Source organism: Amygdalobacter indicium (genome assembly GCF_029101545.1).
In the GTDB taxonomy this organism is placed as follows: domain Bacteria; phylum Bacillota; class Clostridia; order Saccharofermentanales; family Fastidiosipilaceae; genus Amygdalobacter; species Amygdalobacter indicium.
Genome location: NZ_CP118866.1, coordinates 1,169,715 through 1,194,759, shown reverse-complemented (window position 1 = coordinate 1,194,759; position 25,045 = coordinate 1,169,715). Strand labels below are relative to the sequence as shown.

The following is a 25,045-nucleotide window of genomic DNA, read 5'->3' as shown; positions in this document are numbered from 1 at the left end:
AAAAGGTTGGAAACGGAAGGAAAGCAGGATGCGTAATTATCATTTGACGCCGGTGGCGGCGATCGACAGCAATTTCGGTCTGGGCAATAAGGGTGATTTATTGGTCAGAATTAAAGAAGATTTGCAACATTTCAAAGCTTTAACTCAGCATCAACGAGTTATCTACGGCAAAAATACTTTGTTGACCTTTCCGCAGGCGGCACCTTTGCCGGAGCGGGAAAATATCATTTTAACGGACAGTGAGATAGATTATCCGGAAAGTTCAGCTTATAGCGTTAAAATTTGTCATTCTTTAGCGGAATTGTTCGCTTATTTGGAAAGCGTAAATACGGATTTGCGGAATTTCGTTATCGGCGGGGCTTCCGTTTATCGCCAGCTTTTACCCTATTCCGATTGCCTGGAATTGACGGAGATTGACCATGCTTTTGCGCAGGTTGATGTATATTTCCCCGACTTTCGCAGAGATTTTTGCCTGCAAACGGCGAGCGAAATGCATTTTGACGGCAAAAGCGGCTTGAATTATCGTTATTGCACTTATGTTCGTCGGTAATTAAAATTAATGATAACCGGTCAATCAGCTTCCGGCGAAAGAAAAATTCGTACGGGATAAATTTTAATTGACATTACGAGGTATTATGAATATTTGGCATGACATTGCAGCGGATAAAATCAAACCCGAACAATTTGTCGGTGTAGTAGAAATTCCGAGTGGATCCAAAAACAAGTACGAGTTGGATAAAAAAACGGGTTTATTGCGCCTGGATCGCGTTCTGTTTACATCAACGCACTATCCGGCCAACTACGGCTTTATTCCTCTAACTTATGCTCAGGACGGCGACCCGTTGGATGTTCTGATTCTCAGTCAGGTTCAGCTGGATCCTTTGGTAATGGTTGATTGTCATCCGATCGGTGTTATTCGCATGATCGATCAGGATGAAATTGACGATAAAATAATTGCCGTACCGGACCATGACCCGAACTATTCTCCGTATCATGAAATCAGCGAATTGCCGAGTCATGTAGCGAGTGAGATTATCCATTTCTTTGAAGTCTATAAGAGTCTGGAACACAAGTCCACGACAACCAGTGAGGCCATGGGCGCCAAAGTTGCCCGTGATATTATCAGCGATTGCATGGAGCGCTATCAGGTACATTTCCGTGGTAAGGAATTTACGGCCAAAATGTTGCAGCAGGAAACGGCTTTGGATGAAAATTTACCCGAAGTAGAACATAAGACAAACAAATAAAGTTCCGGGCACTTGTGCCGGTAACTTATATCTGCTATTTTATTTTGCCCGCTTGATCGGTCATCGCCGGATTGAGCGGGTATTTTTTGACGTTATACATGGCGATTGAAGCGGCGATTGCCAAATTCAAAGAATCGACAGCCGGACTTTGCTCGATGATGACGGGCGTATAAGGCTCTCTTTCAAATTCGGGAGCTAAACCCTGACCTTCGTTACCGAAAATTAAACTGCGCGGTTCATCTTGCTTGAATTGCGTTGCAATAGCGCTTAAATTAACGGCAGTCGGGCTCAGACAGAAACTGAAAAGTTGCCGTTTATTTTCGCTTGCACAGTATCGGCGGAGATAATCGCTCATTGTGGGGAAATACTCAATATTCAAAGCGAACATCGCTCCCATGCTGGCTTTCGCTATTTCCGGCAGAAAACAGCTGACACAATTGCCGATTAAAGCGATGTCGGCAAAGTTGAAAGCCAAGGCCGAGCGCAAAATTGTCCCGAGGTTGCCGCTGTTGGCAATACTGTGCAGGACTATATGGTCGGCAGCGGGAGAAAGTGAACGGAAAAAACCGTCTTTACGATAAATTACGGCAACATAAGGTTCTTTTTGCCCGTGGGCCAATTTATTGATCAGTTTCGGGGCAGCTTCAGATTTAATGCCTGATTTTTCAGCCAATTTACAAAATTTGTCGATTTCCCTGAAGGCCGGATCATAGTAAGCAGCCAGCAGCAGGTCGGGACGCCATTTGAGACATTCAAAGGCGGGAAAAGGGCCGAGGACATAGGAATAATCGGCATCTTTATGATAGAGTTTGTAAGCCATGTTTTTCTCCAGTACAATTCATTTCCGAATTAAAGATATTATAGCAATATTATGACCGGTGAAGGTTATCCCGGATAGGCTTGCCGTCCTGTAAGTTATATTTCCGGCTGAATATTTTCCAATTCCTATTGACAAACTCACAAAATCTAATAGAATAATAGTGTAATTGAAATTGAAAATCGTTTGCAAAATTGAAGAAGCCGAATACAGCTTGACTTGCTTGGAAAACAAAAGCCCTTATTTCAGCTTCAATGATCAAAACAGGGCAAACAACAGGAGTGAAAGTGAAAATGCGAAAATTAGTTAAGACTTTAAGTTTAGTTTTGAGTTTAAGTCTATTGTTCGGTCTTGTCGCCTGTCAAACTAAAGACAAAGCGCCGACAGAACAGAACGGTAAAAAGTTGATCTATACAACATTTTATCCCGTCTATGACTTAACTAAACGCATTGTCGGCGACAAAATGAATGTGAAAATGCTGATCAAAAGCAACGAAGAACCGCACAGCTTCGAACTTAAATCCAGTGATATGGCGGCCTTGAACAAAGCAGATTTAATTGTTTATAACGGCGCCAATATGGAAGGTTTCATCAAAGACGTTGAAGCTGCAGTTAAAAATAAAGAAAAATTTCTGAACTTATCGCAGGGCTTAACTTTATTGGAAGCGGCGAGCGATTTGGCGAGTGCCAACCACGATGCAGTTAACCCTCATACTTGGTTGAGTGTCAAGAATGCGATGGAACAGTTGGATACAATTTGCCGTAAATTGTCGGTTATTGACCCGGCCAACAAGGCTTATTATGAGCAGAATCTGCAAAAATCGCTCAAAGAATTTAAAGCTCTGGACGACGAGTTTACTAAAGTTCTGAGCGGTATTAAGAAAAAGGACAAATGCTTTATAGTTTCGCATGCGGCCTTCAATTACTTGGCCCGTGATTATGGCCTGAAACAGATAGCTGTAACCGGAATTTCCCCGGAAGATGAGCCGACAGCAGCCCAACTGAAGAAAATTGCCGATTTCGTCAAAGAGCACGGAATAAAAACAATTCTGTTCGAGGGTAAAGCTACCCCGAAAGTTGCTGAAACTTTGGCGAAAAATACCGGCACAAAGACAGGAACTATATATACATTGGAGAATTTGACGGAAGAAGAAGCCAAACTCGGTTATATTGAATTGATGCGACGTAATTTGCGGGAGTTGGAGAAAGTCCTGAGCGAGTAAGAGAAAGAGAAAGGAAAACTGTGATGGTGCCGGTAATTTCAGCCGAGAAAATAGATTTTGCTTATGAAAGTAAAACCGTACTTAAACAACTTTGTCTGACAGTAAAAAAAGGCGAGTTATTGACAATTATCGGTGCTAACGGCAGCGGCAAAAGCACCCTGCTGAATCTGTTGTTGGGCAACTTGTCGCCGCAAAGCGGGACAATCGAATTGTTCGGGGACGATATTTGCCAAGATCGGCATTACCGCGACTTAGCTTATATTTCCCAAAACTCCTTTTCCTCTTATCGCAATTTTCCGACAACGGTAAAAGAGGCACTCAAAATTCACTTGGCTTATTTGCACAAGAAAGTTGATTTGCAACCTTATTTGCAGCAAGTTGATTTGGTTGAACAGGCGAATCTGCAACTGAGTCAGTTATCGGGAGGCCAGTTACAAAAGGTAGCCTTGATGTTGGCTTTGGTCAAAGAAGCAAAATTGATAATTCTGGATGAACCGACAGCTGCAATTGACCGTTGCTTCGCCAAATCGTTGATGCAAAAGCTGAAAGAGTTGACGCTTCAGGGCTGTACTGTATTATTGGTAACTCATAATTTGACGGATGTTCTGGAATATACGGATAGGGTTTTACGCTTGAAAAACGGCAGTTTGCAGGAAGTGGCACTTGCCAAAGCTCAAAATGTGGAGGAGTCGGACTTATGAGTGCAATATTTGAATACGAGTTTCTGCAAAGAGCTTTTATAGTCGGTACACTTTTAGCCGTTATCCTGCCGTGTATCGGATTGACTGTACTTTTGAAACGTCTCTCCATGATGGGTGATACCTTGGCGCACGCTTCTCTGGCCGGCGTGGCTTTGGGTTTGTTGGTAGGAATTAACCCGCTGTTTTTCGCGGTTGCAGCCTGCGTGATCGCCGGTTTGGGTATTGAAACGATAGCCGCTAAACTTAAAGCCTATCAGGAAATTTCGACCGTAATAATTCTCTCGGCGGCTATAGGTCTGGCCGGTATATTTACAAGCTATACAAGCGGCAATGCGATCAGCTCGTATCTGTTCGGTTCGATCGTAACCATCAGCGATGCCGAATTTTACCTCGTTTTAGCAGTTTCAGCGCTGGTAGTAATCGTATACACCGTTATTTACAAACAGCTGTATTTACTGGTCTTTGACAGCAAAGCGGCGGAAATTCTGGGAATAAAGAGTCGTTGGCTGAATTTTATTTTTACACTGTTGGGCGCGATTACTATTTCCATCGCCGCTAAAACAATCGGTTCCCTGATTGTTTCCTCGCTTCTGGTTTTGCCCGTCATTTGTGCGATGCAATTCAGCAAAACGTATAAACAGACTTTGTTCATTTCAATAGCATTATCTGCAGCCTATGTTTATATCGGCTTGATCTGTTCTTATTATTTTGACCTGAAACCCGGTTCGGTTATCGTTTTGATTGCAGTTATCGTTCTGTTGGCAGTGATGGCGGTTAAGTACAGACGGCGAGCCTGATTAAGTTTTTTGCAAGTTTTTAATTTGAAAAATTCCTCAGAATAAAACTCTGAGTCATTAATATAAATTATGAAAAATCAAAGGAGATGACTATATGCGTCCGGCAAAAATTATTTTAAGTGTTTTAATTACAGCTTCATTGTTGGCAGCTTGCAGCGGTCCGAAAAGAACCGTGCCGGCAGTGACGGAGGCGAAGACAACTTTTGTAGAAAAAGCAACTAATTATCAGAAAGACAGCACGACTGAAGTTCTGGTGGACAGCGAGATCAAAAAGGAAGATATTGTTAAAGTGATTAAACACGGAGATCACTGGCATGTTTTCACCAAGGACGGCCGGGAGAGAATTACTTATTCTGATCCTAATGCTCAAACTGCAGGAGAAGATGAGTTGGAATTTGTCAGCGTCGTAACTTTGAATCAATTGAGAAAATTGAATATTGTCGCGATCAAACAACATGGAGATCACTACCATTGTTATACGGCCGACGGAACAGAGTATATTACGCATGATAACCCGCAGGCGGCTTTCCCGAACATTAAAATCACGCAATACGTCGGAACACATGCCGATCATGCGAAACATAAACATCAGCACCGGGAAACTGCAGACGGCGAGAGCGGTGTTATGGGTGAAGAAACTTCCGGCATTTTCGCAGGCGACGGAAGCGAGGCGGGTCCTTCAGCTTCAGGCCGTAGGGCGAATCGCAATGAAATCGTGGCAATTTTACAACACGGTGATCATTATCATTGCTATACAGCCGACGGGCGGGAATTAGTTACTTACAGCGACCCCAGATCCATGTATCCGCATGCTTCTTTCGGTATTTACACCGGTAAAAACTGTCCGGTTAATCCGATAAAGCCGAATAGCGGTAGCAGCGGTAATTACAATGTTCCGCAGGCTGCACCGGATTATAGTAGTGAAGAAGGTTCCGGTTCCGGCAGTGATTATGAGCATAATTCTCCTGATTACAATGCTTCAGGCACCGGCAGCGGCAGCGGACAAACGGACAGCTCTTCTACAACTTCGGAAGAACCGAGTGTTCCGGGTTTGAAGTTCGTTGATGTTATTTATGCCAGTGAATTGCCGGGTAAAGGCATTGTGACGATTTTGAAGCACGACGATCATTACCATGTATATGACAAAAACGGTAAAGAGTATGTTGTCGGCCACGGAGCGACGGATGAAGATATCAAAAAATATTGTCCGGGTGTAACAATCGGCACCTTCCAAGGCAAGCACGGCGATCCGCAAAATATTAAGCCGAATGTTCCTCGGAAAAAAATCAAACAGGACCCCAATGACCCCAAACGTATTGTCAAGTCGTTGCAGCACGGGAACCACTGGCATATTTATCGGGCCGACGGAACCGGCGGTATTGCTTATGAAGACCCGAGCTTAATCTACGAAGATATAATCGTCGGCGATTATGAAGAAGAAATCAAAAAGCAGGAAGGAATTGTCGATGATCAGAGCGTCGATTGGATGAAAAAATATCTCGAAGAATACTACGGCGTTGATGGTAGCGATGTTATGAATATTGGACCTGATTTCTATATCCACAAAGATGATCAGGACATAAAAGTCAGCAGTCACGATTTGGAAGTCAAAAACGGCAAAGTCAGCCCGAAAGAAGGCTATGTTATGCCGCAATTAAAACCGGTGGAGCCTAAAGAAAATGAGGATACAGATAGCGACGGCGCCGGCACGACGGCAGATACAGGTAAGTCAACTGCAGCTGTGACCGAGGACAAGAAGAATAAGCCGGATAAGGAAGCCGACAAGAAAGCCGCCGTCCAACCGGGCGGAAGCAGCGCACAAGCTGACAAGAAAGCCGACAAGAAAGCCGACAATTCGTCCGATAAACAGCTAAATAAGGCAGCTGAAAAGCAGCCTGATAAGGGTTCTACCCAACAACCTGAGGGCAGCAGCAAGAAGCAGGCCAAGGAAACTGCCGAAGAAGTTGCCAAAGAAACTGATAAGAAGGCTGAGAAGAAAGCTGCCGACCAATCTACTAAGCCGGTGAATACGGCCGCTGAAAAGCAAGCGGACAAGAACAATTCGCAAGTTGCAGCAATCCCGGCCGACAGAAAATAAGTCGCCTCGCAACTGAATAAAACAAAGCGAACTTATAACTAACTAATAACAAACGAAGCCTCTTTACCCAAATAAGGAGGCTTTGCTTTTGCCGTCGACGCTGCTGTTACATCGCCCACCGCTATATCACCGGAAAAGGACACAAAAAAACCTGTATATCGAAAGCGACATACAGGTGATATACGTCCCGTATAGGAATCGAACCCATATCAACAGCTCCGGAAACTGTTGCCTTATCCGTTAGGCCAACGGGACATCATAGTTATTATATAGGTATGGCGACTTTATTTCAAACGGAATGTATTAGTTCAAATACGCCGATTAAAATAAACACGATAATAATTCAAGCTGCCGCATAAGATCAGTACTTATTTAGACAGCTTGAATAGATTAGATTAGTTAGGCAATTTATTCAGTTTGAGCCTATGCTTGCGATGTAAATAGACAAGCAACGGCACGAGAAAGAACGGAATATTTGCCATCAGAGTTAAATGGAGATTGAACATACGAGGATAGAAATAGAAATACAATGGCCATATTAATATAACTTGTAGAATTGAAGGACAAAATGAACCTAATAAATATGCTCGTTCAATTTCTTTCGTTTCGGACAAATTTCTGGCTTTGTAAGCAATAAGTAAGGTAATCAGTGACCACACGAGAGGTATCCAGAGCGTTTTTCGCTCTTTAACAAGTGCTAATTCCAAACCACTCAATATTATAAGAAAAACAAATACAGAAAGGTGTGATTTGAAATTTTCCTTAGGATCCATTTTATACATTAGCAGATTCATAAGGTAAGCCCTCCCACAAATGCTTAATTTGATATCTTTATTTTAACATAATGAACATTTTTAAAGTTATAAAAACTTCAACTATCAATAAATAATCTACAAATTGAACAAAAAAGCACGCTATTTTTAGATAACTTGCCTTTAATGGACTTACAGTTGCAAATGTATGCAGTTAGCAACTTTGAGCGAGCGGCAGCGGCGCAATAATAATAATGTCGGAAAAGCGATACTATGCTAAACTGGTGCATGTTAAGATAAAATTTACAACAAGGATGAAATTATGCGCGTCAGAAAGAAAAAATGGGCTGAAACAGCAATACAGGAGAGCAATATCTGCTTAACAACAGCAGAAGCCGCGAAAAATCGGGGCAAGTGGCGAGAAATTTTGCAGCGGCAGAAAATTTATTTGGAAATCGGTTGCGGCAAAGGCAAATTTATTACCGGCTTAGCTCGCACGCAGGAGAATATCGGACTGATCGGGATGGACAGCGAAATTAACGCTTTATGTTTCGCCGTTAAAAAGAGTGAAGAACAACGCCGAACTGCAGAATCTGCAGCTCCGCTGACTTTAATTTACGGGACGGCGGAACATTTGGAACAAATATTTGCGCCGGACGAAGTCGCACGAATTTATTTGAATTTTTCAACGCCCTGGCCCAAAAGAGCGCACCACAAGCGGCGCTTGACCTACCCGGAATTTTTAGCAAGCTATTTGCGGATTTTAGCTGTCGGCGGAGAGATTTATCTCAAAACCGATAACTATGATTTTTTCAACGCTTCTAAAATTTATTTGCAATATATGGGCTTTACGTTGACCTTCGCTAAGGAAAACATAAGTAAAGAAGAGGACGTTACCGGTATCAGCACGGAATATGAGGAGAAATTCCGGCAGGACGGTTTGGCGATTTATCAGCTGATTGCCCGTAAAGGCGAAGAGGCGGAGATTAGACGTTTGCAAGCTTATTATCAGGCACCCGACTCACCTTTGAGACAGGAGGAAGAGATTAATCGGGATTTGCAAAATTGCGAAATTTTCCGTTCCCGCGCTTCTGCTTATCACCAAAATAAAAAAGATGAAGAAGAAAAAGGGCGATTACAGGAGAATTAAAGAGAAAAAACAGGAAAAATATAAATAATAAGCCGAAAACGGCGAAAATACGCTTGACATTGACGATAAATGTGTTATTCTAGCAGAGCGTTATTTGAAAAAGCGTAAAGATGAATAATATCTATGGAGGATTTAGGAATGAAAACTGTTGTTGCTAAACCTTTGGAATTAAAGCGTAAGTGGTATGTTGTGGATGCTGAAGGTCAGACTTTAGGTCGTTTAGCAGCCAAAGTTGCCGCCGTTTTAATCGGTAAGGACAAGCCTATTTTCACACCGAATGTCGATTGCGGCGATTATGTAATCGTGATTAATGCCGAGAAAATTTCAATGACCGGTGATAAATGGCAACAAAAAGAATATCGTCATCACTCGAATTATCCGGGCGGCTTGAAATGCGTACGTTATGCCGATTTTATTAAAAAACATCCGACACAGCCGGTTGAATTGGCAGTTAAAGGTATGTTGCCGCACACCAAGTTGGGACGTCAGATGTATCGTAAGTTGAAGGTTTATGCCGGCGCCGAACATGAGCAACAGGCCCAGAAGCCGGAAGAACTGAAGTTATAATTTGGGGAGGTAAATCATGATTGCAAAGACATTGAAGGCCCCGAATGGCCAAGTTTATTATTATGGTACCGGTCGCCGTAAGAATGCGGTAGCCAAGGTCCGTTTAATTGCCGGTGAAGGTAAAATTACAGTTAACGGTAAGGACATCGATGATTATTTCGGCTTGGATACATTGAAGCTGATTATTCGCCAACCGTTGGAAACAACAGATACAGCGACAAAATTTGATGTTATCGCTGAAGTTACCGGCGGCGGTATTTCCGGTCAAGCCGGTGCTATCCGTCACGGTATTGCCAGAGCCTTATGCTCCAATGACGACGCTACTTTCCATACACCTTTGAAACGTGCAGGTTTCCTGACTCGTGATTCCCGTATGAAAGAACGTAAGAAGTACGGCTTGAAAAAAGCTCGTAAAGCACCGCAATTCTCCAAGCGTTAAGCTTCGGGTGTTGTTGCTTGCAAAGGACCATGGCCCCGAAGCTGTGGTCTTTTTTAATATTTTACCGTTATTTAACTATAATCGGACTTAGAGGAGATATATATGGGTAAATTAAAATTAAGTCAGGCCTATTTTCCGACTTTAAGAGAGGCTGTGCGGGACGAAGATTCTGTCAGCGGCAATCTTCTGGTGCGAGCCGGCTATATAAAAAAAGTGGGCGCCGGTATTTATACTCTTTTACCTTTGGGACATCGTATTTGCCAAAAAATTGAGAATATAGTGCGCGAAGAAATGGATGCTATCGGCAGTCAGGAGCTGGTGATGCCGGTTTTGATTCCCAGCGAAGTTTATGCTGCCAGCGGCCGTTTGGAAAATTTCGGACCGTCGATTTTTCAGTTGCATGATCGTTACGGCAAAGATTATGTTTTGGGTCCGACACATGAGGAATTATTCACGGAAGCCTGCAAACAGGCGGTAAATTCATACAAAGATTTACCCTTGTCGCTGTATCAAATTCAAACTAAGTTCCGGGATGAACCCAGACCGCGTTTCGGCTTGATTCGGGTGCGGCAATTCGTGATGAAAGATTCCTACACTTTTGCGCGGGATTTAGAGGGCCTGGATGTGCAATACAAGGAGATGTTTGACGCTTACAAACGGATTTTCGACCGCGTCGGCTTACATTATGCTATTGTACGGGCCGATACGGGAGTGATGGGCGGCTTGTTGTCGGAAGAATTCCAGGCTATTTGTTCTATCGGTGAAGATATTGTCGTTTATGAACCGCAATCGGCTTATGCTTCCAATTTGGAAGTAGCAGAATGCCTTGCAGAAACTGACAACTTGCCGGTGTGCACATTGCCGGGAGACGATTTCACTTTATTGTCCACACCTGACGGTCATACTATCGACGAATTGCAGGAACGTTACGGTATATTGCCGACTTCAATTGTCAAGAGCTTAATTTATGCCTATAATTCCGCTGAAAGTGAGCAAACAAAGTATGTTGCCGTGCTTGTCCGCGGCGATCGGGCGGTGAATGAAACGAAGTTACAAAAGCTTTTACACGCTGTTAATCTGAATTTAGCGGACGAAGAAAAGGTTAAAGAGCTCACCGGTGCCAATGTCGGTTCTGTCGGTCCCTTCGACTTGAATTTACCGCTTGTTGTCGATCAGGAAGCAGCTTGTCTGGATGATTTCGTTGTGGGTGCCAATCAGGACGGACATCACCTGATTCATTGTCATTGGACGAAAATTGTCGATTTGCAAAAGGCCTTAACAGAATTGCAGACGGAAATGGCGCTTGCTGATTTCCGGCACTTGAATTTGGAACAAAAACAGACTTTACAGGCGAGTTTGCCTTACGTCAGCGGACGCGTAACAATTGCCGATGTGCGTAATATTGCTGCCGGTGATACTTGCGTCAACGGTAAAGGAAAAGTGGAATTCAAGCACGGCATTGAAGTCGGCAACACTTTCAAACTCGGTAGTAAATATGCCAAGGCTCTGAATTTAACTTACGTCGATGAGAATAATCAGCGGCAATATGTGGAAATGGGCTGCTACGGCATCGGCATCGGTCGAACTTTAGCTGCCATGGTTGAACAGCAACATACGGAAAAGGGCTTACTGTGGCCGAAACATTTAGCGCCGATTCAAGTGGCAATCGTGGTTGTCAATAATACCAATGCGGAACAGATGCAGGTGGCCGAAAAAATTTATGACAGTTTGGACGCTCGCCGTTACGACATTGTTCTGGATGATCGGAAAGAACGTGTCGGTGTTAAGTTTAACGATATGGAGCTGGTCGGAGCTTATTGCCGAATTACTGTCGGCCGCAGTATTGCCGACGGCTTGGTGGAAGTGAAGCTTAACGGTACGGATGTTCCGAGCGATTTGCAGGATGTGCAAATGGTTAAAATTACGGAAATTTCCGATTTTGTCAGCCGTATTTTAGGCTGAAATCTCCAGCGCGGGGAAATCGGCCGGCGGCACTTGTGACCGCCGGCTTTATAAATTTTACGGCTAAATTTGCTTGCGGTTAAATTTATTGCCGTTTCTTCTCTCAGTTTGCCTGTTAAACTTTCATGCAGGTGCTATAATTTAGACATTAATCCTGAATTAATCGTTATGGTATGGGAGCTGTTGAGACAGCTGAGACGCAAGGACCATCATTACCTGATCCGGATAATGCCGGCGGAGGGAATCATAACGGCTGTTTATTTTGCCGTTCTGTTTTTGCGATTTTGCCGTTTCATTTTTGCTTTTCCCGTATTTCAGCGGTTGATTAATATAAAAGGATTGGGAGAAAGAGGTTTTTATGCCTGAAGAAAGCAGTAAAAAAGTCGGCAGCAAGCAGATATATGTTCTGGTTGAAGGCGCAGTTATGTTGGCATTGGCTCTTGTGCTGAGTCGGTTGAAGTTGTATCAAATGCCTGCAGGCGGTTCGATTAATTTGTTCGGTTATTTACCTTTGTTTGTTTTTGCCGTTCGGCACGGCGTGGGCAAGGGCATGTTGGTCGGCGCAATATTCGGCTTCCTTGATTTTATTATTAATCCTTATTTTGTTAATGTAGTTCAAGTTCTGTTGGATTATATTCTGGCCTACGGCAGCTTGGGCTTGGCCGGCTTTGCCTGTACGCTTAATCGGAAATTTCCGGTTTTTAACAGCCAAAGAGTTAATATTGCCAATGTCCTTTGCTGTTTAATCGCCGGCTGTGTCCGGATCCTCTTTGCCATTTTTTCAGGAGTTTTCTTCTATATGGCAGGTAAGAGCTGGTCGGTAGCTTTCATCGCTTCGGCAGCTTATAATATCCCTTACGGCATCGTGAACACGCTGTTGGCTATTTTGGGTATTATTCTCTTACAACCGGCTTTGAACCGCCTGAAAAAATAGACGGCTGCCAAGCTTCAATTGCCCTGTTGTCCGTAATTAGCGGTGACAGGGCAAAATTTATATACCGTCAGATTGAAAGCGGTTGAAATACTCCGATTTGTGGTATGATAATCGAAGTTATACATGGGAGTGAAAAGATGCAGCGTTATCGACGATTAATTATTACCTCAATAGTGGTGCTGGTGCTGTTTTTAGGTTTACAGGCGGTACAGGCCGGAATTAATAGCGGATTTAGAGCATATTTGAATAAAACGTACCCGAACAATAAGTTCGTTTTGGCCAAGCCGATTGTCCGTCTGTTCCCTTTACGCTATGAATTATCTGTTCATGATATGCAGGATAAAGTCGACTTTTTGGCTAAATCCACTTATCGTCTGCGTAAGCCGGCTGTTAAACACGACGCTCAAGCAACCTCAGACGGGCAAAATTCCGATCTGTGGGAACCTGACAGTCAATATAGTGACAATTACAAAGAGCAAAAGGCGGCAAAAGCCGTCAACGATCAGGCCGGTAAGTTGCTGCAGCATGAATTTCATCCGTATGTTTCACGCTATTCCATTCAAGTCTTTTACCCGGGAAAACATGAAAAAGAAGTTCGTCCCGAGGCCCGCCTGTTGATTCGTTTCAACGGTAAAATTAAGAGCCGGGAAGATATGAGCAAGGCGATTTTGGATTGCACAGCTAAGATCAAACAATTGAATATTCCTGAATTGCAGGCTATATATTTTGAAAGCTCGGTATTACCTTTAAAGGTTGATAAATTGGCGCAGTTGGGGATTCCGGCCGCTACATTTGTAAAAACCGAAGCCGTTAAAGACAATAATAAAACGGGGAAAAGCAATAAAGGCAAGAAAATTCAGGATGTAAAAGCAACTAAAGTGATTGCCTCCGGTTATGCCCATGATAAATTTATGTATTGCTTTAATTACGATTTCAGCTTCGGAGAATTGAAGGATGAGCTGATTATAAACGGTTTACGGGTAGAAGAACTTTACGGTGAAGTTCTGGAAAGATTTTATCGTCCGTGGAATTTTAATTATAATGCTTAGACGCTGAACAGGCGCTGCCGGGTGCAGCAGGCGAAAGGAAAATTATTTATGGTGAGAGAATTCAACGATTTCAGTAAGGGTGGACAGCCTGTCTATAATCGTCGCCGCAACAAAGATAAGACCAACCGGTCGGAAAATAAGAGCGAAACGGAAAAGAAACCGTTCAGTGCCGAAAGCCGAAAACGGCGAGCAGCACTTAATAACGGTAGCGATGCCGCCCAACAGGGACTGAGCAAGAAACGGGAATTGCGCTATCCTGAAGCTCGTGCTGTCGGTCGGGATAATACGCAACAGCTTAGCAATGAGGCGCCGGTCAGAAAAGATAAGCTGAACAAGAATCGTCGATTCGGCAAAAACCGGGAACGTGTCAGCGAGACAGCTGCCGATATTGCCCAGGATTGTACAAGATTGCAAAAAGAGATTGAATTGGCCTTAGCGGAATTAAGGACAACTGAAGTCAGCCTGGTTTGAGGCGAGACGTGCGCATTTATGAAAAATTCATTGTTGATAACTTTTGAAGGCCTTGACGGGGCCGGAAAAACGACGCAAATTAATTTGTTTCAGCAATATTTGCAGCAACTGCATTTGCCTTATGTTTATTTAAGAGAGCCGGGCGGAACTGTTTTAGGCGAAGAAATCAGAACTTTGCTTAAAAGTACCCGAGCGGATTTGAAAATTAACGATTTGGCGGAACTGTTGCTGTTTTCTGCGGCCAGAGCCGAAATTATCGCTGAAAAAATAAAACCTGCTTTGGCGGCGGGAAAAATCGTTATTATGGATCGCTTCATCGACAGTACGCTCGCTTATCAAGGCGGCGGTCGCGGCCTTGATGCTGATTTAGTTAATAGTCTTTGTCGCAATATTTTGGGCGATTTGGTAATTGATCGGACTTATTATCTTGATTTGCCGCGAGCAGTGGCCGTGCAGCGCCTGCAACAGACGGGTAAGGCGGCCGAAGATCGCCTGGACTTGATTGCCGATGAAGAATTTTGGCGCCGCGTACGCAGTGTTTATTTGCATTTACAGAAACAGGAAACGCGTTATTTACTTTTGGATGCAACAGCTGCCGTGCCTACCGTGCAGGCACAAATAAAAGCCGATTTTTCGCAGCTTCTTGAACAGCTGCAACGATAAGCGCAAGCACAGCGGCGTATGTGACCCGAGCGGATTTGTGTTAGAATTAAATAAATTTTATTGCCCGGAGGCTCGGGGAGGATTTAACTATGACGGATGAAACGAATAAAACGGAAATGAAATTGGTTTATTCTATTGTTCATGATGAGGACAGCCCGCGCTTATTGTCGGAATTGAATAACCATAATTTCAGCGTAACCAAACTCAATTCTACAGGCGGTTTCCTACGCTCCGGCAATACGACTTTGATTACAGTTGTGCCGGCGGACAAAGTTAAGCAGGTTCTGGATATTATCCGGAAAAATTCTTCCACCCGCAGTGTGGCGATCAATCCGAATGTTGCTTCCGCTTTGCCGGGTGCTACATATTTGCCGATGCCGGTAGAAGTGACTTTGAGCGGAGCGACAGTATTTGTGACGCCGGTGGAATATTTTGAGAAAATGTAAAAATTTACATGGTAGAGCAGCACGGTAATTTATATTTGGAGAATTTAGTCGGACGCCGGGAACTGAAGGATTCTTTATTGCGCCTGGTACAAACAGGTAACAATGTTTCGCTTCTGCTCCAAGGCGAAGAAGGTCTGGGTAAACATACGGTGGCTCGAGCTTTGGCCGAAATTTTGCTTTGTCGGCAGCCCTGTAATAATTATGCCTGCCATAAATGTGCTTCCTGCAACTACTTTCATGCGCAGTCGCATCCGGACTATGTTGAATTGACGTTACAGGCCGGTCAGAAACAGATTACCATGGAACAGCTTAGGAATTTTACGGACGAGCAAGTTAATTTACAACCGCTTTTAGGCAGCAGACGCGTTTTTTTGCTGGAATTGTACGCTGTCAGCCCGCAAGCTCAGAATCTGCTGCTTAAAACTTTGGAGTCGGGTGCTGCCGGTAATTTTTACATTCTTTTAGCCAATAATCTTACTCAGGTTTTACCGACTGTGCAGTCGAGAACGCAGATATTCAATCTGCCGCATTTAAGTCAGGAAGATTTACAGCAATTCACGGCAACTTTGCCGGCAGACGGACGACAGGATGCTGCCGAATTAAAGCGTTTGGCGGAATTCAGTCAGGGAAACCCCGGCTTTTATTTGCAACTTCTGCACGATGAAGCTTTTTTGCGTTATTACAATGATCTGCAGGAAATTTTTCTGCGAGCGCTTAAGTGCAGTCCGGCCTTATTATTGTCTGAAATTTTAACGGAACTGGGAGCGTATAAAGACAAAGATAAACAGCCGTATTTATGGCGAATCTGGTCGTTTTTTCTTTATAAAACGAGCTTGCGCCGCCCATCCTGCCGCCCGGTTTTTATCGCTTGGCAAAAATGTGTTGCCCGCTTACAGGCCAACGGCAGTTTCGAAATTCAAATGCAGGCGTTTTTGCCGGAGCTGGCAAAGGTGCTATAATTAACAAATAAACTGAATATTAGCGATGAACATAAAGGATTAACAACTATGGTAAAGGTACTCGGTGTTAAAATAGAAGGTAACGGTCGTATCTATAATTGTTTGGTGGAGCAGAAAATCAGCTCGGCCGAATTAAGAGTAAAAACTCCGATTATTTGTCGGCAGGAAGGCGTGGATTTTTTCGCCGAAATTGATCGTACGGCGATGGATATGCCGGAACGCTACTTACGCGGAAATTATTATACTTTTGTTCGCTTGGCTACGGCGGAGGATCAAAAACAGCAGGCCGACAAAGTCCTGTTCGAAAAAGAAGCACTTCATTTTGCCGCTGTAAACGCCGAACGGCTGGAGATGGATATGCATTTTTTGCAAACTCATTTATCTGCGGCTGATAATAAATTCATTTTTTATTTTGAAGCACCGGAACGGCTTGATTTCCGTGAGCTGGTGAAATGTTTGGCCTACCGCTATCATATGCGCATTGAATTACGGCAGGTGGGCGCCCGGGAAAAGGCGAAAATTAAAGGCGGCATCGGTGTTTGCGGTCAGGTAGCCTGTTGCGTCAGACATTTGGAAGCCTTTCCGCAAGTGACAATCAAGATGGCGAAAGAACAGAATCTTGCAATTAATTCCAGCAAATCGCAGGGAAGTTGCGGCCGCTTGCTCTGCTGTCTGCAATATGAACAGAATTGGTACGATGAAGCTTCCGTAAGATTACCGCATTTAGGCTATACACTTAATACCGTTTACGGTAAGGGCGTAGTTAAATCGGTAAATTTGCAAAGGGAAATTGTTCAAATCAGGTTGGATTCAGCTAAAGACAGCGATCCGTGGCAAGTTGTGAGTATTGACGAAATTAAGGACAAGTCGTACATGTTGGCGGTCAAAGAAGCGGAAAAACTGCAGAAGTCGGCCCTTGCTCAGGCGCAGGAAAATAAAAGTTCTCAAGCGGCGGAGCGGGAAAAGCCGAAGGTTGCGCCCTGCTGCTGCCGTACGGATAAGGCGCAGCCCTGTTGTGCGCATAAAAAGGAAAATAATGAAAGCATTTATTTAGCCGGCAAATCCTACTCGGTAGTGCAGGTTTATCAGGGAAACGAATATTAAACTATGGCATTTTCCGACGTAGAGCACGAACAACAGCAATTTAATGAGGTACTTTCCTCTATTATGCTTAAAACGGTTGGTGAATTAACCGGAGGGACATTGTACCTGGTGGCAGTTCCTATCGGTAATGTCGCCGATATAACTTTGCGTGCCCTGGCCGTTTTAGCGAACTGTGATTATATTGCCTGTGAAGATACGCGCAATACAGCTTTACTTTTAAGCTATTATGGGATTAAACGGCCGCTTTTTTCCTTACATTCATACAACGAACAGGCGCGAATTCCCTATTTGTTGCAATTGCTGCAGCATAAAGCTAAAGTTGCTTTGGTCAGCGATGCGGGCTTGCCTTTAGTTTCAGACCCGGGCAGTATGGTAGCAAAAGAAGTTACAGCTGCGGGGTATAACTTATGTGTTGTTCCCGGCGCCAATGCGGCATTAACGGCCTTATTGGGAAGTTCGCTGAATCCGACAGCTTTCACTTTCTTGGGATTTCTGCCGCGCAAAGGTAAAGAGAGACAGGCAGCTTTGCAAAAAATCGCTGCCGCCGGGCAAACTGTAATTGTGCATGAGTCGCCGCACAGAATAGCATCTTTGCTGCAGGAGCTTATAGACAACTATCCGGCATATAATTTAGGTGCACGGCCGGTTTGTTTGGCCAGAGAATTGACTAAACGTTATGAAAATTATACCAGAACGACAGTTTCGGAATTGCTGAACCTTGTTAGCGCCCGGGAACCGAAAGGCGAATGTGTTTTGGTTTTTGCAGCCGCCGATAAAGCTGCAGGCTTGCCGGAGGAGAATAACGGCACGGATTTCCGGCGGGAAGAAATTTGTAAATATTGTCAGGAACATCAGCTGCCGGATTTTGCGACTATAAAGAAAGCTTGGTGTAAAGCGGCGGCGGCTTTAAATCTCGGGACGAATTGGGAGCAGGATGAAGAATTAATGACGACAGCCGTCTATAATTATTTTACCGGTATGAAGATTAAACTTAACGCCAAAGACCTGTGTTCTCGTTATAATCAATACAAACAACAGGATATTTACCGCTTGTTGCTTATATTGAAAGAGATTGTCGAACCGAACGAGTGAGGATTTATGTTGCAGAAGATCAGGAGTTTTTGTCATTCAACCTGGAAACGCCCCGGTTTAATTTATGCTTATCTGTTATGCTTTAATTTAGCTTTGGCAGTATTTGTGACCATAGCCTTGCGCTTGTATCCGGCAGGCGACCGCATGATTTTAACGGTTGATTCGTATTATCAATATGCTCCGTTTTTGGCAGCTTTGCGCGATAAGTTGTTGCATTGGCAGAACTTGTTTATGTCCTTTTCCGTCGGTCTGGGTGTCAATTTTTGGACCTTAATTGCCTATTACGCTTTGTCGCCGTTTAATTTGCTGCTGTTGCTTTTACCGGCCGATTCTTTGCCTTTCGGATTCTATTTGATAATTATTGCTAAAATAATTACAGCGGCTTTAACCATGTGTGCTTTTTTGCGCTACTATTACATCAAACGCCCGCTTTTACAGGCCCGAAAATTAATGGCGCTGGCACCGGCACAGAAGGATAATTTACTTTATTGGCAAAGTTGCTATCAAAAAAAGGGCATAAAGAAGCGGGAGAATTTTGTCCTGTTTTTTGCCTCTTCTTTTTACGCCTGGTCCGGTTTCGTTATGGCTTACTTGTGGAATATAATGTGGCTGGATGCTGTTTTTATGCTGCCGCTTGTGGCTTTAGGATTAAGCAAAATCTTCCGGGAAAGAAAGCTGATTTTGTACGTACTTACTCTAAGTTATACGATAATAGTTAATTACTACACGGCTATTTTCGTCTGCCTATTTATAGCTTTGTACAGTGTGGTTGTTTGTATTGACGAATGGCAGTATCGACGTAACTTTGAGAAAATGACGGGAATTTGCCAACGCATTTATAAAAATATTATTGTTTCTTTGCTTGATTTCAGCAGCCTTTCCGTTTTCAGCGGCATGATTGCAGCCTTTGTTCTTTATCCTGTTTGGGCCGGCTTTCATCTTTCTTCGGCTGCCGGCGATCATTTCCCCGACGCCTGTAAGTTTGAACTTTCTTTAACCGATATTATCAATCGCCTGATGGCCGGCGGCAATGTGAAAATTCGAGCCGGTGAACCGAATATTTATGTCGGTTGTCTGGCTTTAGTAGGCATAGCTTTGCTGATTTATCATTTGGCCAAAAAACCGGCGGCAATCTTACCGAAAGCGCTGCTCTTAGTTTTTATCGGCGTCAGCTTCAGTAACAATATTTTGAACTTTATTTGGCACGGTTTGCACTATCCGAATCAGTTACCGCATCGCTTTGCCTTTGTTTTCTGCTTTTTAATGGTCCAGACAATTTTTGAATGCACATATGATTTCCAAAAAAGATGGAGTAAATATCTTTTAATCGGGGCTGTTTGGTTTACGGTACTGTGTGCCGGCAATTTTGCCTTGCTGAATTATGCCGATGCCGAGCAGAACTTGTTCCTTACCGCCAATATGAGTTTCAGCCTGGTATATCTGTTGGCTGCCTTACTTTTAACTTTATCCCAATATTTGGTGGGGAAAAGGCATAGACAGGCGGAATTGCGGGCAATTAATTTACCGCAGATTAAGCTCGGACGAAGCACAGGCGCCGGTTTTGTCGTTACCCCGACTTTTTATAAACTTATCCCGTATTTGCGGCAATCGGCTTTTATCCTTTTAACTTGCGCCCTGATCGCCGAATTGCTTTTCAACACGGTAAGACAATTATCCGATTTGAATGAGAATGAATATTTTCCCTCCAATCAAGCTTATGTGGAAGATTTTACTTGGAAAAGAGCAGCTTCCCGTGCTTTGCAGCAACAATACGGCAAGCAGTTGTTCCGCATGGAAGTACAGGACGGTAAAACTATAAATGACGGCGCTTTATACAATTACAACGGTGTCAGTATCTTTTCTTCCACCTCCAATTGTCAGACAGCTGTAAGTATGCGCAAAATGGGAATAAACGGCAATAATATCAATTCTTATAAATTACAGAAACCTTTGAATTTCTGGGCCGAATTGTTCGGGGTGCAATATCTTTGGAGCGCCGGCGATATCTATAAACATTGGCCGGAGGTTGATTGGGATACTTTACAGTTGACGCCGGAAGAACGGCCGGATAAAGATAATATCAAGTTGCGCCGTAACCCGGCTGCTGCCGGGCAGGCTTTTGTCTGGGCGAAAGACTTAAAAGATTTTTATCTGGATGATAAACAACCTTATCTTAACTATAATCGGCTGGTGAAACGACTTCTGCCCGACAGCAATATCACGGATGACTGGCACTTGAAAGGGGAAAATGCGGTGCCGGCTTTGTTTGAAGCTGTACCTTTGCAATTGAGTCGGCAACAATTCAGTGAAATTACGTCTGCCGACCACAGCTATCATCTGACTGCGGGCGATAATTTTAAAACCAAGGATTTTTCTGCCGCTTATCACAGCTCCATCCCGGTCGAAGAAGACAAGGCCTGTACGATTTTGACCTATCAGGCGACAGAAGATGAAGAAGACTTAAGTATATATGTTGACAGTGATGAAACGCTGTATTTTACCTGTGCAATTAACGGTCAAACGAAAGTTACGCATGAATTCGGTTATCCGGAAGCTGTTCAGCTGCCGCAATTACAAAAAGGAGATACGGTGGAACTGCAGTTTGCTTACAAGGAACATAACGGTAAAGCTGAGATTACGGCAGCTTCCATGAATAAAGAAGTCCGACGTCTGTGGCAGGAAAAAATGGCCGCTACCTTGCATTTTGAGGCCGAAAGTTCAGCTTTCCTGCAGGCTGATTTGGCGGAACTGAAAACCGCGCCGGCAGCGGAAAAACAGTTGTATTTGTATACAACCATCCCATATGACAGCGGTTGGCGTTTACAGGCGGGGGGAGAGACTTTGCCGGCTTTTTCGTGGCTGAATGCGCAAAAACCGGAGCAAAAAGAAAGCGGCGCTTTCTTAGCCTTCGCTTTACCGTCTTCGCTCCAAATGAACGACAAAATTAATTTATATTATGTGCCGCCGAAATTCACGGCCGGCGCAGCTGTAACAATCAGTGGCATTTTTTTAACTATAATATATATCTACATAGTGTATAGACAACGAAACGGAAAGAAACGGGAGGAATGACATGGCAGTATCTTTTACTTTTTATGTAACAAGCGTTGCGGCTTTAGACAAAGTTGCGCAGGCTTTGGCGCCTTTTTTGCAAGCGGATGACTGCTTGAGCTTAAGCGGCGATTTAGGTGCCGGTAAAACCACTTTTACTGCTGCTTTGGTGCGATCCTTGGGCTTGGCCGATAGCGTTACCAGTCCTTCGTTCAATTTATTACACGAATATAGTGAACCTTACAAAGATGTACAACCGGCTGTTCCGATAGTTTATCACTTTGACACTTATCGCTTGGAAAATTCCGCCAATTTTATCGCTTCGGCTCTGGACGATTATTTCGGTCAGGCTTTATGTATTGTCGAGTGGGGCGATCTTATCAGCGATATTTTGCCGCCCTCTACTATTTTTTTACGCTTTACTTATGCGGACAGTGACACCTGTACGGAAATCGTCAATACTAAGCGATTGTTGGAAATAGTCATACCGACAACTTTGTGGCAACAACGGCAGGAGCGGGGGCAAAATTTAGTAAAATTGAGTGAAGAATTAAAGGCAAAACGGAGAGAAATATGAATATATTGGCAATTGATACAAGCATGCAGGCTACAAGTTGCGCGCTTCTGCAAGTTACGGACAAAACAACAACTTTATTGGCGGCAAATTATTTGAATGTCGCTTTGACCCATTCCGAGACAAGCCAGGTCCTGGCGGAAAATTGCCTGCAGGCGGCGCAATTAACTTTGAAAGATATTGATTACTTTGTTGCTGTTAACGGACCCGGTTCTTTTACCGGCTTAAGAATCGGAGTAACTTTGGTGAAAACTTGGGCTTACAGTCAGAATAAGCCTTGTATAGCTGTAAGTTCACTCAGCACTTTGGCCGCGGCAGTTATGGATTTGCCGGAAGATACCTGCCTGATTCCTTGCTTGGATGCCCGAAATGAAAGAGTTTACCTGCAGGTTGAAGTCGCCGGCAAAATAGTTATTCCGGCGCAGGCGACAGCTTTTGCGTCTATTAAAGAGCAATTACAGGTTAAGTTGCCGCAAACTGTAAAGAAAATAAAATTCATCTCCACCGGCAAACCGGAATGGGCTGATAAATATGCTGCGACTTTTCAGCCCGAGTTTACAGCCGTAAATTGGCAAATAACGGAATTGAGCGCAGTACAGGCGGCAAAAGTGGCAGCCTTGCAAATACAGGAGCAAAGGGCGAAGCTGTTGCCGTACAATGAGTTGGTGCCCAATTATTTGGCCTTATCTCAAGCTGAAAGACAAAGACAGCTGAAAAAATAAAAGGCGGCAGTAAGCATGCTTGAGTACACACTGAAAGTTGCTACTTTGCAGGATTTAGATGCTGTTTATGCTTTTGAAGCGGCTGTTTTGCCGGATGCTTGGTCACGTCAAACTTTACAAACGGCGTTACAGTCGAAGCTGCAGCAAATTTTGTTGTTGTTCGCCCAAACGGAAGAGGAAAATGCGCTTCCGGTCGCGCTGTTACATTGGCAGAGTTCCTACGATTTTATAGATATTTTCAATATCGGAGTCAGGGAGGAATATCGGCGGCGTGGTTTGGCATCTTTACTGCTCAATTTGCCGGCAGCGATTTTACAGCATAAGTTAACGGCATATTTGGCCGCCGCCCGGTGCGAAATTGAGCCGGAAACCTTAAGATATTTAGAGAATAAATTTGCCGCTGAAGTTAATTGGCAATATATTAATTTGGAAGTTCGCAGCAGCAATAAATCCGCCTGTAATTGTTATCAACGCAACGGATTTGTGCAAATAAGAAAGATAGCCGGATTTTACCGCCAAGCGCCTTTCAACCGCAGCACAAACTGGGATTATCAGGGAGAAGCGGCATATTGCCTGCAAAAAGTTCTCCGGCATTAAAGTTGAATTAAGCCGTACTACTTGCTTTTTGGTTCAGATTTCGGAATCAGGTCGAAATTACGTTTTATAACTTTATGGGCAAAAGCATCGTCGAACCAGGCAGCATATAAAGCTGTAATTTCCTTAGTTCTGCGGCAGGAACTTATATCCAGTGGGCGCCCGAAACTGATTCTGATTTTGAGTTTCTGCCGGCTGACGGCATCACGATAATGCGGCCAGGAGTAATAACGATTGAAAAATTCATAAGCGCCGTCAATAAATACCGGAATCAAAGGGACGGAAGTGTTCCTGACCAGTAATGCCGCACCGCCGTGCATCGGACTTAAATGCCCGTCAAAAGAACGTGTGCCTTCAGGAAAAATTAAGAGACCTTTATTACCTTGCTCCAAAATATCTTTAGCTTTATATAGACCTTTAAGCGGATTGCCGTGACGATCAATAGGCACGGCCTGGCCTATATAAAGTGCCAACTTACCTATCAGACCGTAATTATAAGCAAGATCGGAGCCGGCAAGGCAATGAAAATTGGCCAACTGTTTATTGGTCAAAGCTCCCTGTACCAGTAACCCGTCTACAATCGTCTCATGATTGCAAACCATCACATATGAAGTATCAGTCGGAATGTTCTCCGTCCCGACGTATTCCATGTCAACTTTGTGCTTAAGACACATAATGAAAAATTTTTGCAAAGCGCGAAAGAAAAAATTGCGTTTATACACTTTTTCGCCGGCATGTGGCAGGTTAGTCATGCTGGAACAACTCCTTTAACTTATCTTATGTGATAATATCTATCAATTATAACAAAAAACGTTGAACAAAATCAGCTTTATTATCCGTTACGAGCGAACTTTTATTTTCCCCAACTGATACATGGTACCGACAACCGTCAATAAAACCAACAATAAAAGAGCGATCAGGGCCGTAGCTGTATCCAAAATACCGAATCCTCCCTGTAAAAACAGCAAAGCATCCTGTTGAAAAATCAAGGAAAACAGAACATCTAAAATTATTAAACTGCCGCCGAATGCGGAAAACAGGGCAATAGCCTGCTCCTTCAAAGCTGTCGCCAAAATACCGCACAACAGACAGAAAACAATCAGACACCAAGTTTCCCGGCAACTTACCGGTAAAAGAGACTTACAACTGTTAAAAGCAAAAAAAGCGAGCGTGTTACCGGCCAGAAAGAAAGAAAAAGTTAAAGCGAAAGACAATATTACAGCGCCGGTCAAAGCCAAAACGACGGTGTAAACGGCCAGACTGACACCTTGAAGATGAAAGAAAAAATTGTTGGTCCCGATAGCGATGGCCAAACCGCCTGTCAGACCGAAAAGAAAAAGAATGACATGCAGAAGTTTTTTGCCCCAGAACAGCAGCACAACAGCGACGACAAATAAGATTAACAGTGTGATGTGGCGGACAATTTCCTGACTGTCGGCAGCAGGATTGGCGGTCGATAATTGTAATAAAGTAAGAAAACGCGAAAGCATAATTTATACCACCTATATAAAGAATTAACAACATAATAGTCAAAAATATCTATTTGTGCAATCTTCTAAGAAAAATTAGACATTTGCACAGTTCGGAGATATTTGCTGAAAAGACTGGAACTGAATGATAAAAGGTTATAAAA

Annotated in this window: 25 protein-coding genes, 1 tRNA gene and 1 riboswitch; of the genes, 22 read left to right on the top strand and 4 right to left on the bottom strand. The window is 43.6% G+C overall.

All coding sequences use genetic code 11. The features are described from left to right. Positions 1-28 precede the first annotated feature (28 nt). Together PYS60_RS05045 and PYS60_RS05040 are read left to right on the top strand one after the other, a co-directional pair. Positions 29-550 (top strand): dihydrofolate reductase, encoded by a 522-nt coding sequence (locus PYS60_RS05045; RefSeq protein ID WP_315568177.1) that lies wholly within the window; start codon positions 29-31, stop codon positions 548-550. An 85-nt stretch (positions 551-635) separates the two neighbouring features. After that, the gene (locus PYS60_RS05040; protein WP_315568176.1) at positions 636-1,247 is read left to right on the top strand and encodes an inorganic diphosphatase; all 612 of its coding nucleotides are present in this window, start codon (positions 636-638) and stop codon (positions 1,245-1,247) included. A gap of 34 nt (positions 1,248-1,281) precedes the next feature. On the opposite strand, the gene PYS60_RS05035 is transcribed toward PYS60_RS05040, so the two are convergent. Continuing rightward, positions 1,282-2,067, bottom strand: a complete 786-nt coding sequence (locus PYS60_RS05035; RefSeq protein ID WP_315568175.1) for a TrmH family RNA methyltransferase — start codon at positions 2,065-2,067, stop codon at positions 1,282-1,284. Positions 2,068-2,357: 290 nt separating this feature from the next. On the opposite strand from PYS60_RS05035, the gene PYS60_RS05030 reads away from it, so the two are divergent. The 4 genes from PYS60_RS05030 to PYS60_RS05015 all read left to right on the top strand — a co-directional run bounded on the left by PYS60_RS05030 (position 2,358) and on the right by PYS60_RS05015 (position 6,883). Further along, positions 2,358-3,287, top strand: a complete 930-nt coding sequence (locus PYS60_RS05030) for a metal ABC transporter solute-binding protein, Zn/Mn family (protein ID WP_315568174.1) — start codon at positions 2,358-2,360, stop codon at positions 3,285-3,287. A 23-nt stretch (positions 3,288-3,310) separates the two neighbouring features. After that, a complete protein-coding gene (locus PYS60_RS05025) occupies positions 3,311-3,988 on the top strand; it encodes a metal ABC transporter ATP-binding protein (protein WP_315568172.1) in 678 nt (225 codons plus the stop codon). Then, positions 3,985-4,785: a metal ABC transporter permease gene (locus tag PYS60_RS05020; protein ID WP_315568171.1), complete on the top strand. Its 801-nt coding sequence runs from the start codon at positions 3,985-3,987 to the stop codon at positions 4,783-4,785. Before PYS60_RS05025 ends, PYS60_RS05020 begins: the two co-directional genes overlap by 4 nt. Before the next feature lie 94 nt (positions 4,786-4,879). Continuing rightward, positions 4,880-6,883: a prolipoprotein diacylglyceryl transferase gene (locus PYS60_RS05015; RefSeq protein WP_315568169.1), complete on the top strand. Its 2,004-nt coding sequence runs from the start codon at positions 4,880-4,882 to the stop codon at positions 6,881-6,883. A 183-nt stretch (positions 6,884-7,066) separates the two neighbouring features. Here PYS60_RS05015 and PYS60_RS05010 read toward each other — a convergent pair. Beyond that, positions 7,067-7,138, bottom strand: a tRNA-Arg gene (locus PYS60_RS05010). An 819-nt stretch (positions 7,139-7,957) separates the two neighbouring features. On the opposite strand from PYS60_RS05010, the gene trmB reads away from it, so the two are divergent. From trmB to PYS60_RS04930, 16 genes are all read left to right on the top strand, one after another. After that, positions 7,958-8,785, top strand: coding sequence for a tRNA (guanosine(46)-N7)-methyltransferase TrmB (gene trmB, locus PYS60_RS05005; protein WP_315568167.1), 828 nt, complete (start codon positions 7,958-7,960; stop codon positions 8,783-8,785). Positions 8,786-8,923: 138 nt separating this feature from the next. Then, positions 8,924-9,352, top strand: a complete 429-nt coding sequence (gene rplM / locus PYS60_RS05000) for a 50S ribosomal protein L13 (RefSeq protein ID WP_315568165.1) — start codon at positions 8,924-8,926, stop codon at positions 9,350-9,352. Between the two features lie 16 nt (positions 9,353-9,368). Next, positions 9,369-9,791, top strand: coding sequence for a 30S ribosomal protein S9 (rpsI, locus tag PYS60_RS04995; protein WP_315568164.1), 423 nt, complete (start codon positions 9,369-9,371; stop codon positions 9,789-9,791). 102 nt (positions 9,792-9,893) lie between these two features. Then, positions 9,894-11,753 carry a proline--tRNA ligase gene (gene proS / locus PYS60_RS04990; RefSeq protein ID WP_315568162.1) on the top strand — a complete coding sequence of 620 codons (1,860 nt, stop codon included), beginning with the start codon at positions 9,894-9,896 and terminating at the stop codon, positions 11,751-11,753. 163 nt (positions 11,754-11,916) lie between these two features. Further along, a riboswitch (TPP riboswitch) is annotated at positions 11,917-12,013 on the top strand. 98 nt (positions 12,014-12,111) lie between these two features. Then, positions 12,112-12,687 (top strand): energy-coupled thiamine transporter ThiT, encoded by a 576-nt coding sequence (locus tag PYS60_RS04985; protein ID WP_315568160.1) that lies wholly within the window; start codon positions 12,112-12,114, stop codon positions 12,685-12,687. A 104-nt stretch (positions 12,688-12,791) separates the two neighbouring features. Beyond that, positions 12,792-13,736, top strand: a complete 945-nt coding sequence (locus tag PYS60_RS04980) for a hypothetical protein (protein ID WP_315568159.1) — start codon at positions 12,792-12,794, stop codon at positions 13,734-13,736. A 48-nt stretch (positions 13,737-13,784) separates the two neighbouring features. Next, positions 13,785-14,207, top strand: a complete 423-nt coding sequence (locus PYS60_RS04975) for a hypothetical protein (protein ID WP_315568157.1) — start codon at positions 13,785-13,787, stop codon at positions 14,205-14,207. Between the two features lie 18 nt (positions 14,208-14,225). Then, positions 14,226-14,870 carry a dTMP kinase gene (gene tmk, locus PYS60_RS04970; protein ID WP_315568155.1) on the top strand — a complete coding sequence of 215 codons (645 nt, stop codon included), beginning with the start codon at positions 14,226-14,228 and terminating at the stop codon, positions 14,868-14,870. An 89-nt stretch (positions 14,871-14,959) separates the two neighbouring features. After that, a complete protein-coding gene (locus PYS60_RS04965) occupies positions 14,960-15,316 on the top strand; it encodes a cyclic-di-AMP receptor (RefSeq protein WP_315568153.1) in 357 nt (118 codons plus the stop codon). 8 nt (positions 15,317-15,324) lie between these two features. Then, positions 15,325-16,275, top strand: coding sequence for a hypothetical protein (locus tag PYS60_RS04960; RefSeq protein WP_315568151.1), 951 nt, complete (start codon positions 15,325-15,327; stop codon positions 16,273-16,275). A 48-nt stretch (positions 16,276-16,323) separates the two neighbouring features. Further along, complete coding sequence (locus tag PYS60_RS04955) at positions 16,324-17,379, top strand: PSP1 domain-containing protein (protein ID WP_315568149.1); 1,056 nt, start codon at positions 16,324-16,326, stop codon at positions 17,377-17,379. A gap of 63 nt (positions 17,380-17,442) precedes the next feature. Continuing rightward, positions 17,443-18,471, top strand: coding sequence for a 16S rRNA (cytidine(1402)-2'-O)-methyltransferase (gene rsmI, locus PYS60_RS04950; protein ID WP_315568148.1), 1,029 nt, complete (start codon positions 17,443-17,445; stop codon positions 18,469-18,471). A 6-nt stretch (positions 18,472-18,477) separates the two neighbouring features. Beyond that, complete coding sequence (locus PYS60_RS04945; protein WP_315568146.1) at positions 18,478-21,543, top strand: YfhO family protein; 3,066 nt, start codon at positions 18,478-18,480, stop codon at positions 21,541-21,543. 1 nt (position 21,544) lies between these two features. Further along, positions 21,545-22,099, top strand: a complete 555-nt coding sequence (gene tsaE / locus PYS60_RS04940; protein ID WP_315568144.1) for a tRNA (adenosine(37)-N6)-threonylcarbamoyltransferase complex ATPase subunit type 1 TsaE — start codon at positions 21,545-21,547, stop codon at positions 22,097-22,099. Then, the gene (tsaB, locus tag PYS60_RS04935; protein WP_315568142.1) at positions 22,096-22,818 is read left to right on the top strand and encodes a tRNA (adenosine(37)-N6)-threonylcarbamoyltransferase complex dimerization subunit type 1 TsaB; all 723 of its coding nucleotides are present in this window, start codon (positions 22,096-22,098) and stop codon (positions 22,816-22,818) included. The genes tsaE and tsaB overlap by 4 nt, the downstream gene beginning before the upstream one ends. 15 nt (positions 22,819-22,833) lie before the next feature. Continuing rightward, positions 22,834-23,415: a GNAT family N-acetyltransferase gene (locus tag PYS60_RS04930; protein WP_315568141.1), complete on the top strand. Its 582-nt coding sequence runs from the start codon at positions 22,834-22,836 to the stop codon at positions 23,413-23,415. A gap of 17 nt (positions 23,416-23,432) precedes the next feature. Here the strand turns inward: PYS60_RS04930 and PYS60_RS04925 are convergent, their stop codons facing one another. Both PYS60_RS04925 and PYS60_RS04920 read right to left on the bottom strand, forming a co-directional pair. After that, the gene (locus PYS60_RS04925) at positions 23,433-24,164 is read right to left on the bottom strand and encodes a lysophospholipid acyltransferase family protein (RefSeq protein WP_315568140.1); all 732 of its coding nucleotides are present in this window, start codon (positions 24,162-24,164) and stop codon (positions 23,433-23,435) included. Between the two features lie 87 nt (positions 24,165-24,251). Then, complete coding sequence (locus PYS60_RS04920) at positions 24,252-24,902, bottom strand: hypothetical protein (protein WP_315568139.1); 651 nt, start codon at positions 24,900-24,902, stop codon at positions 24,252-24,254. Positions 24,903-25,045: the final 143 nt, after the last annotated feature.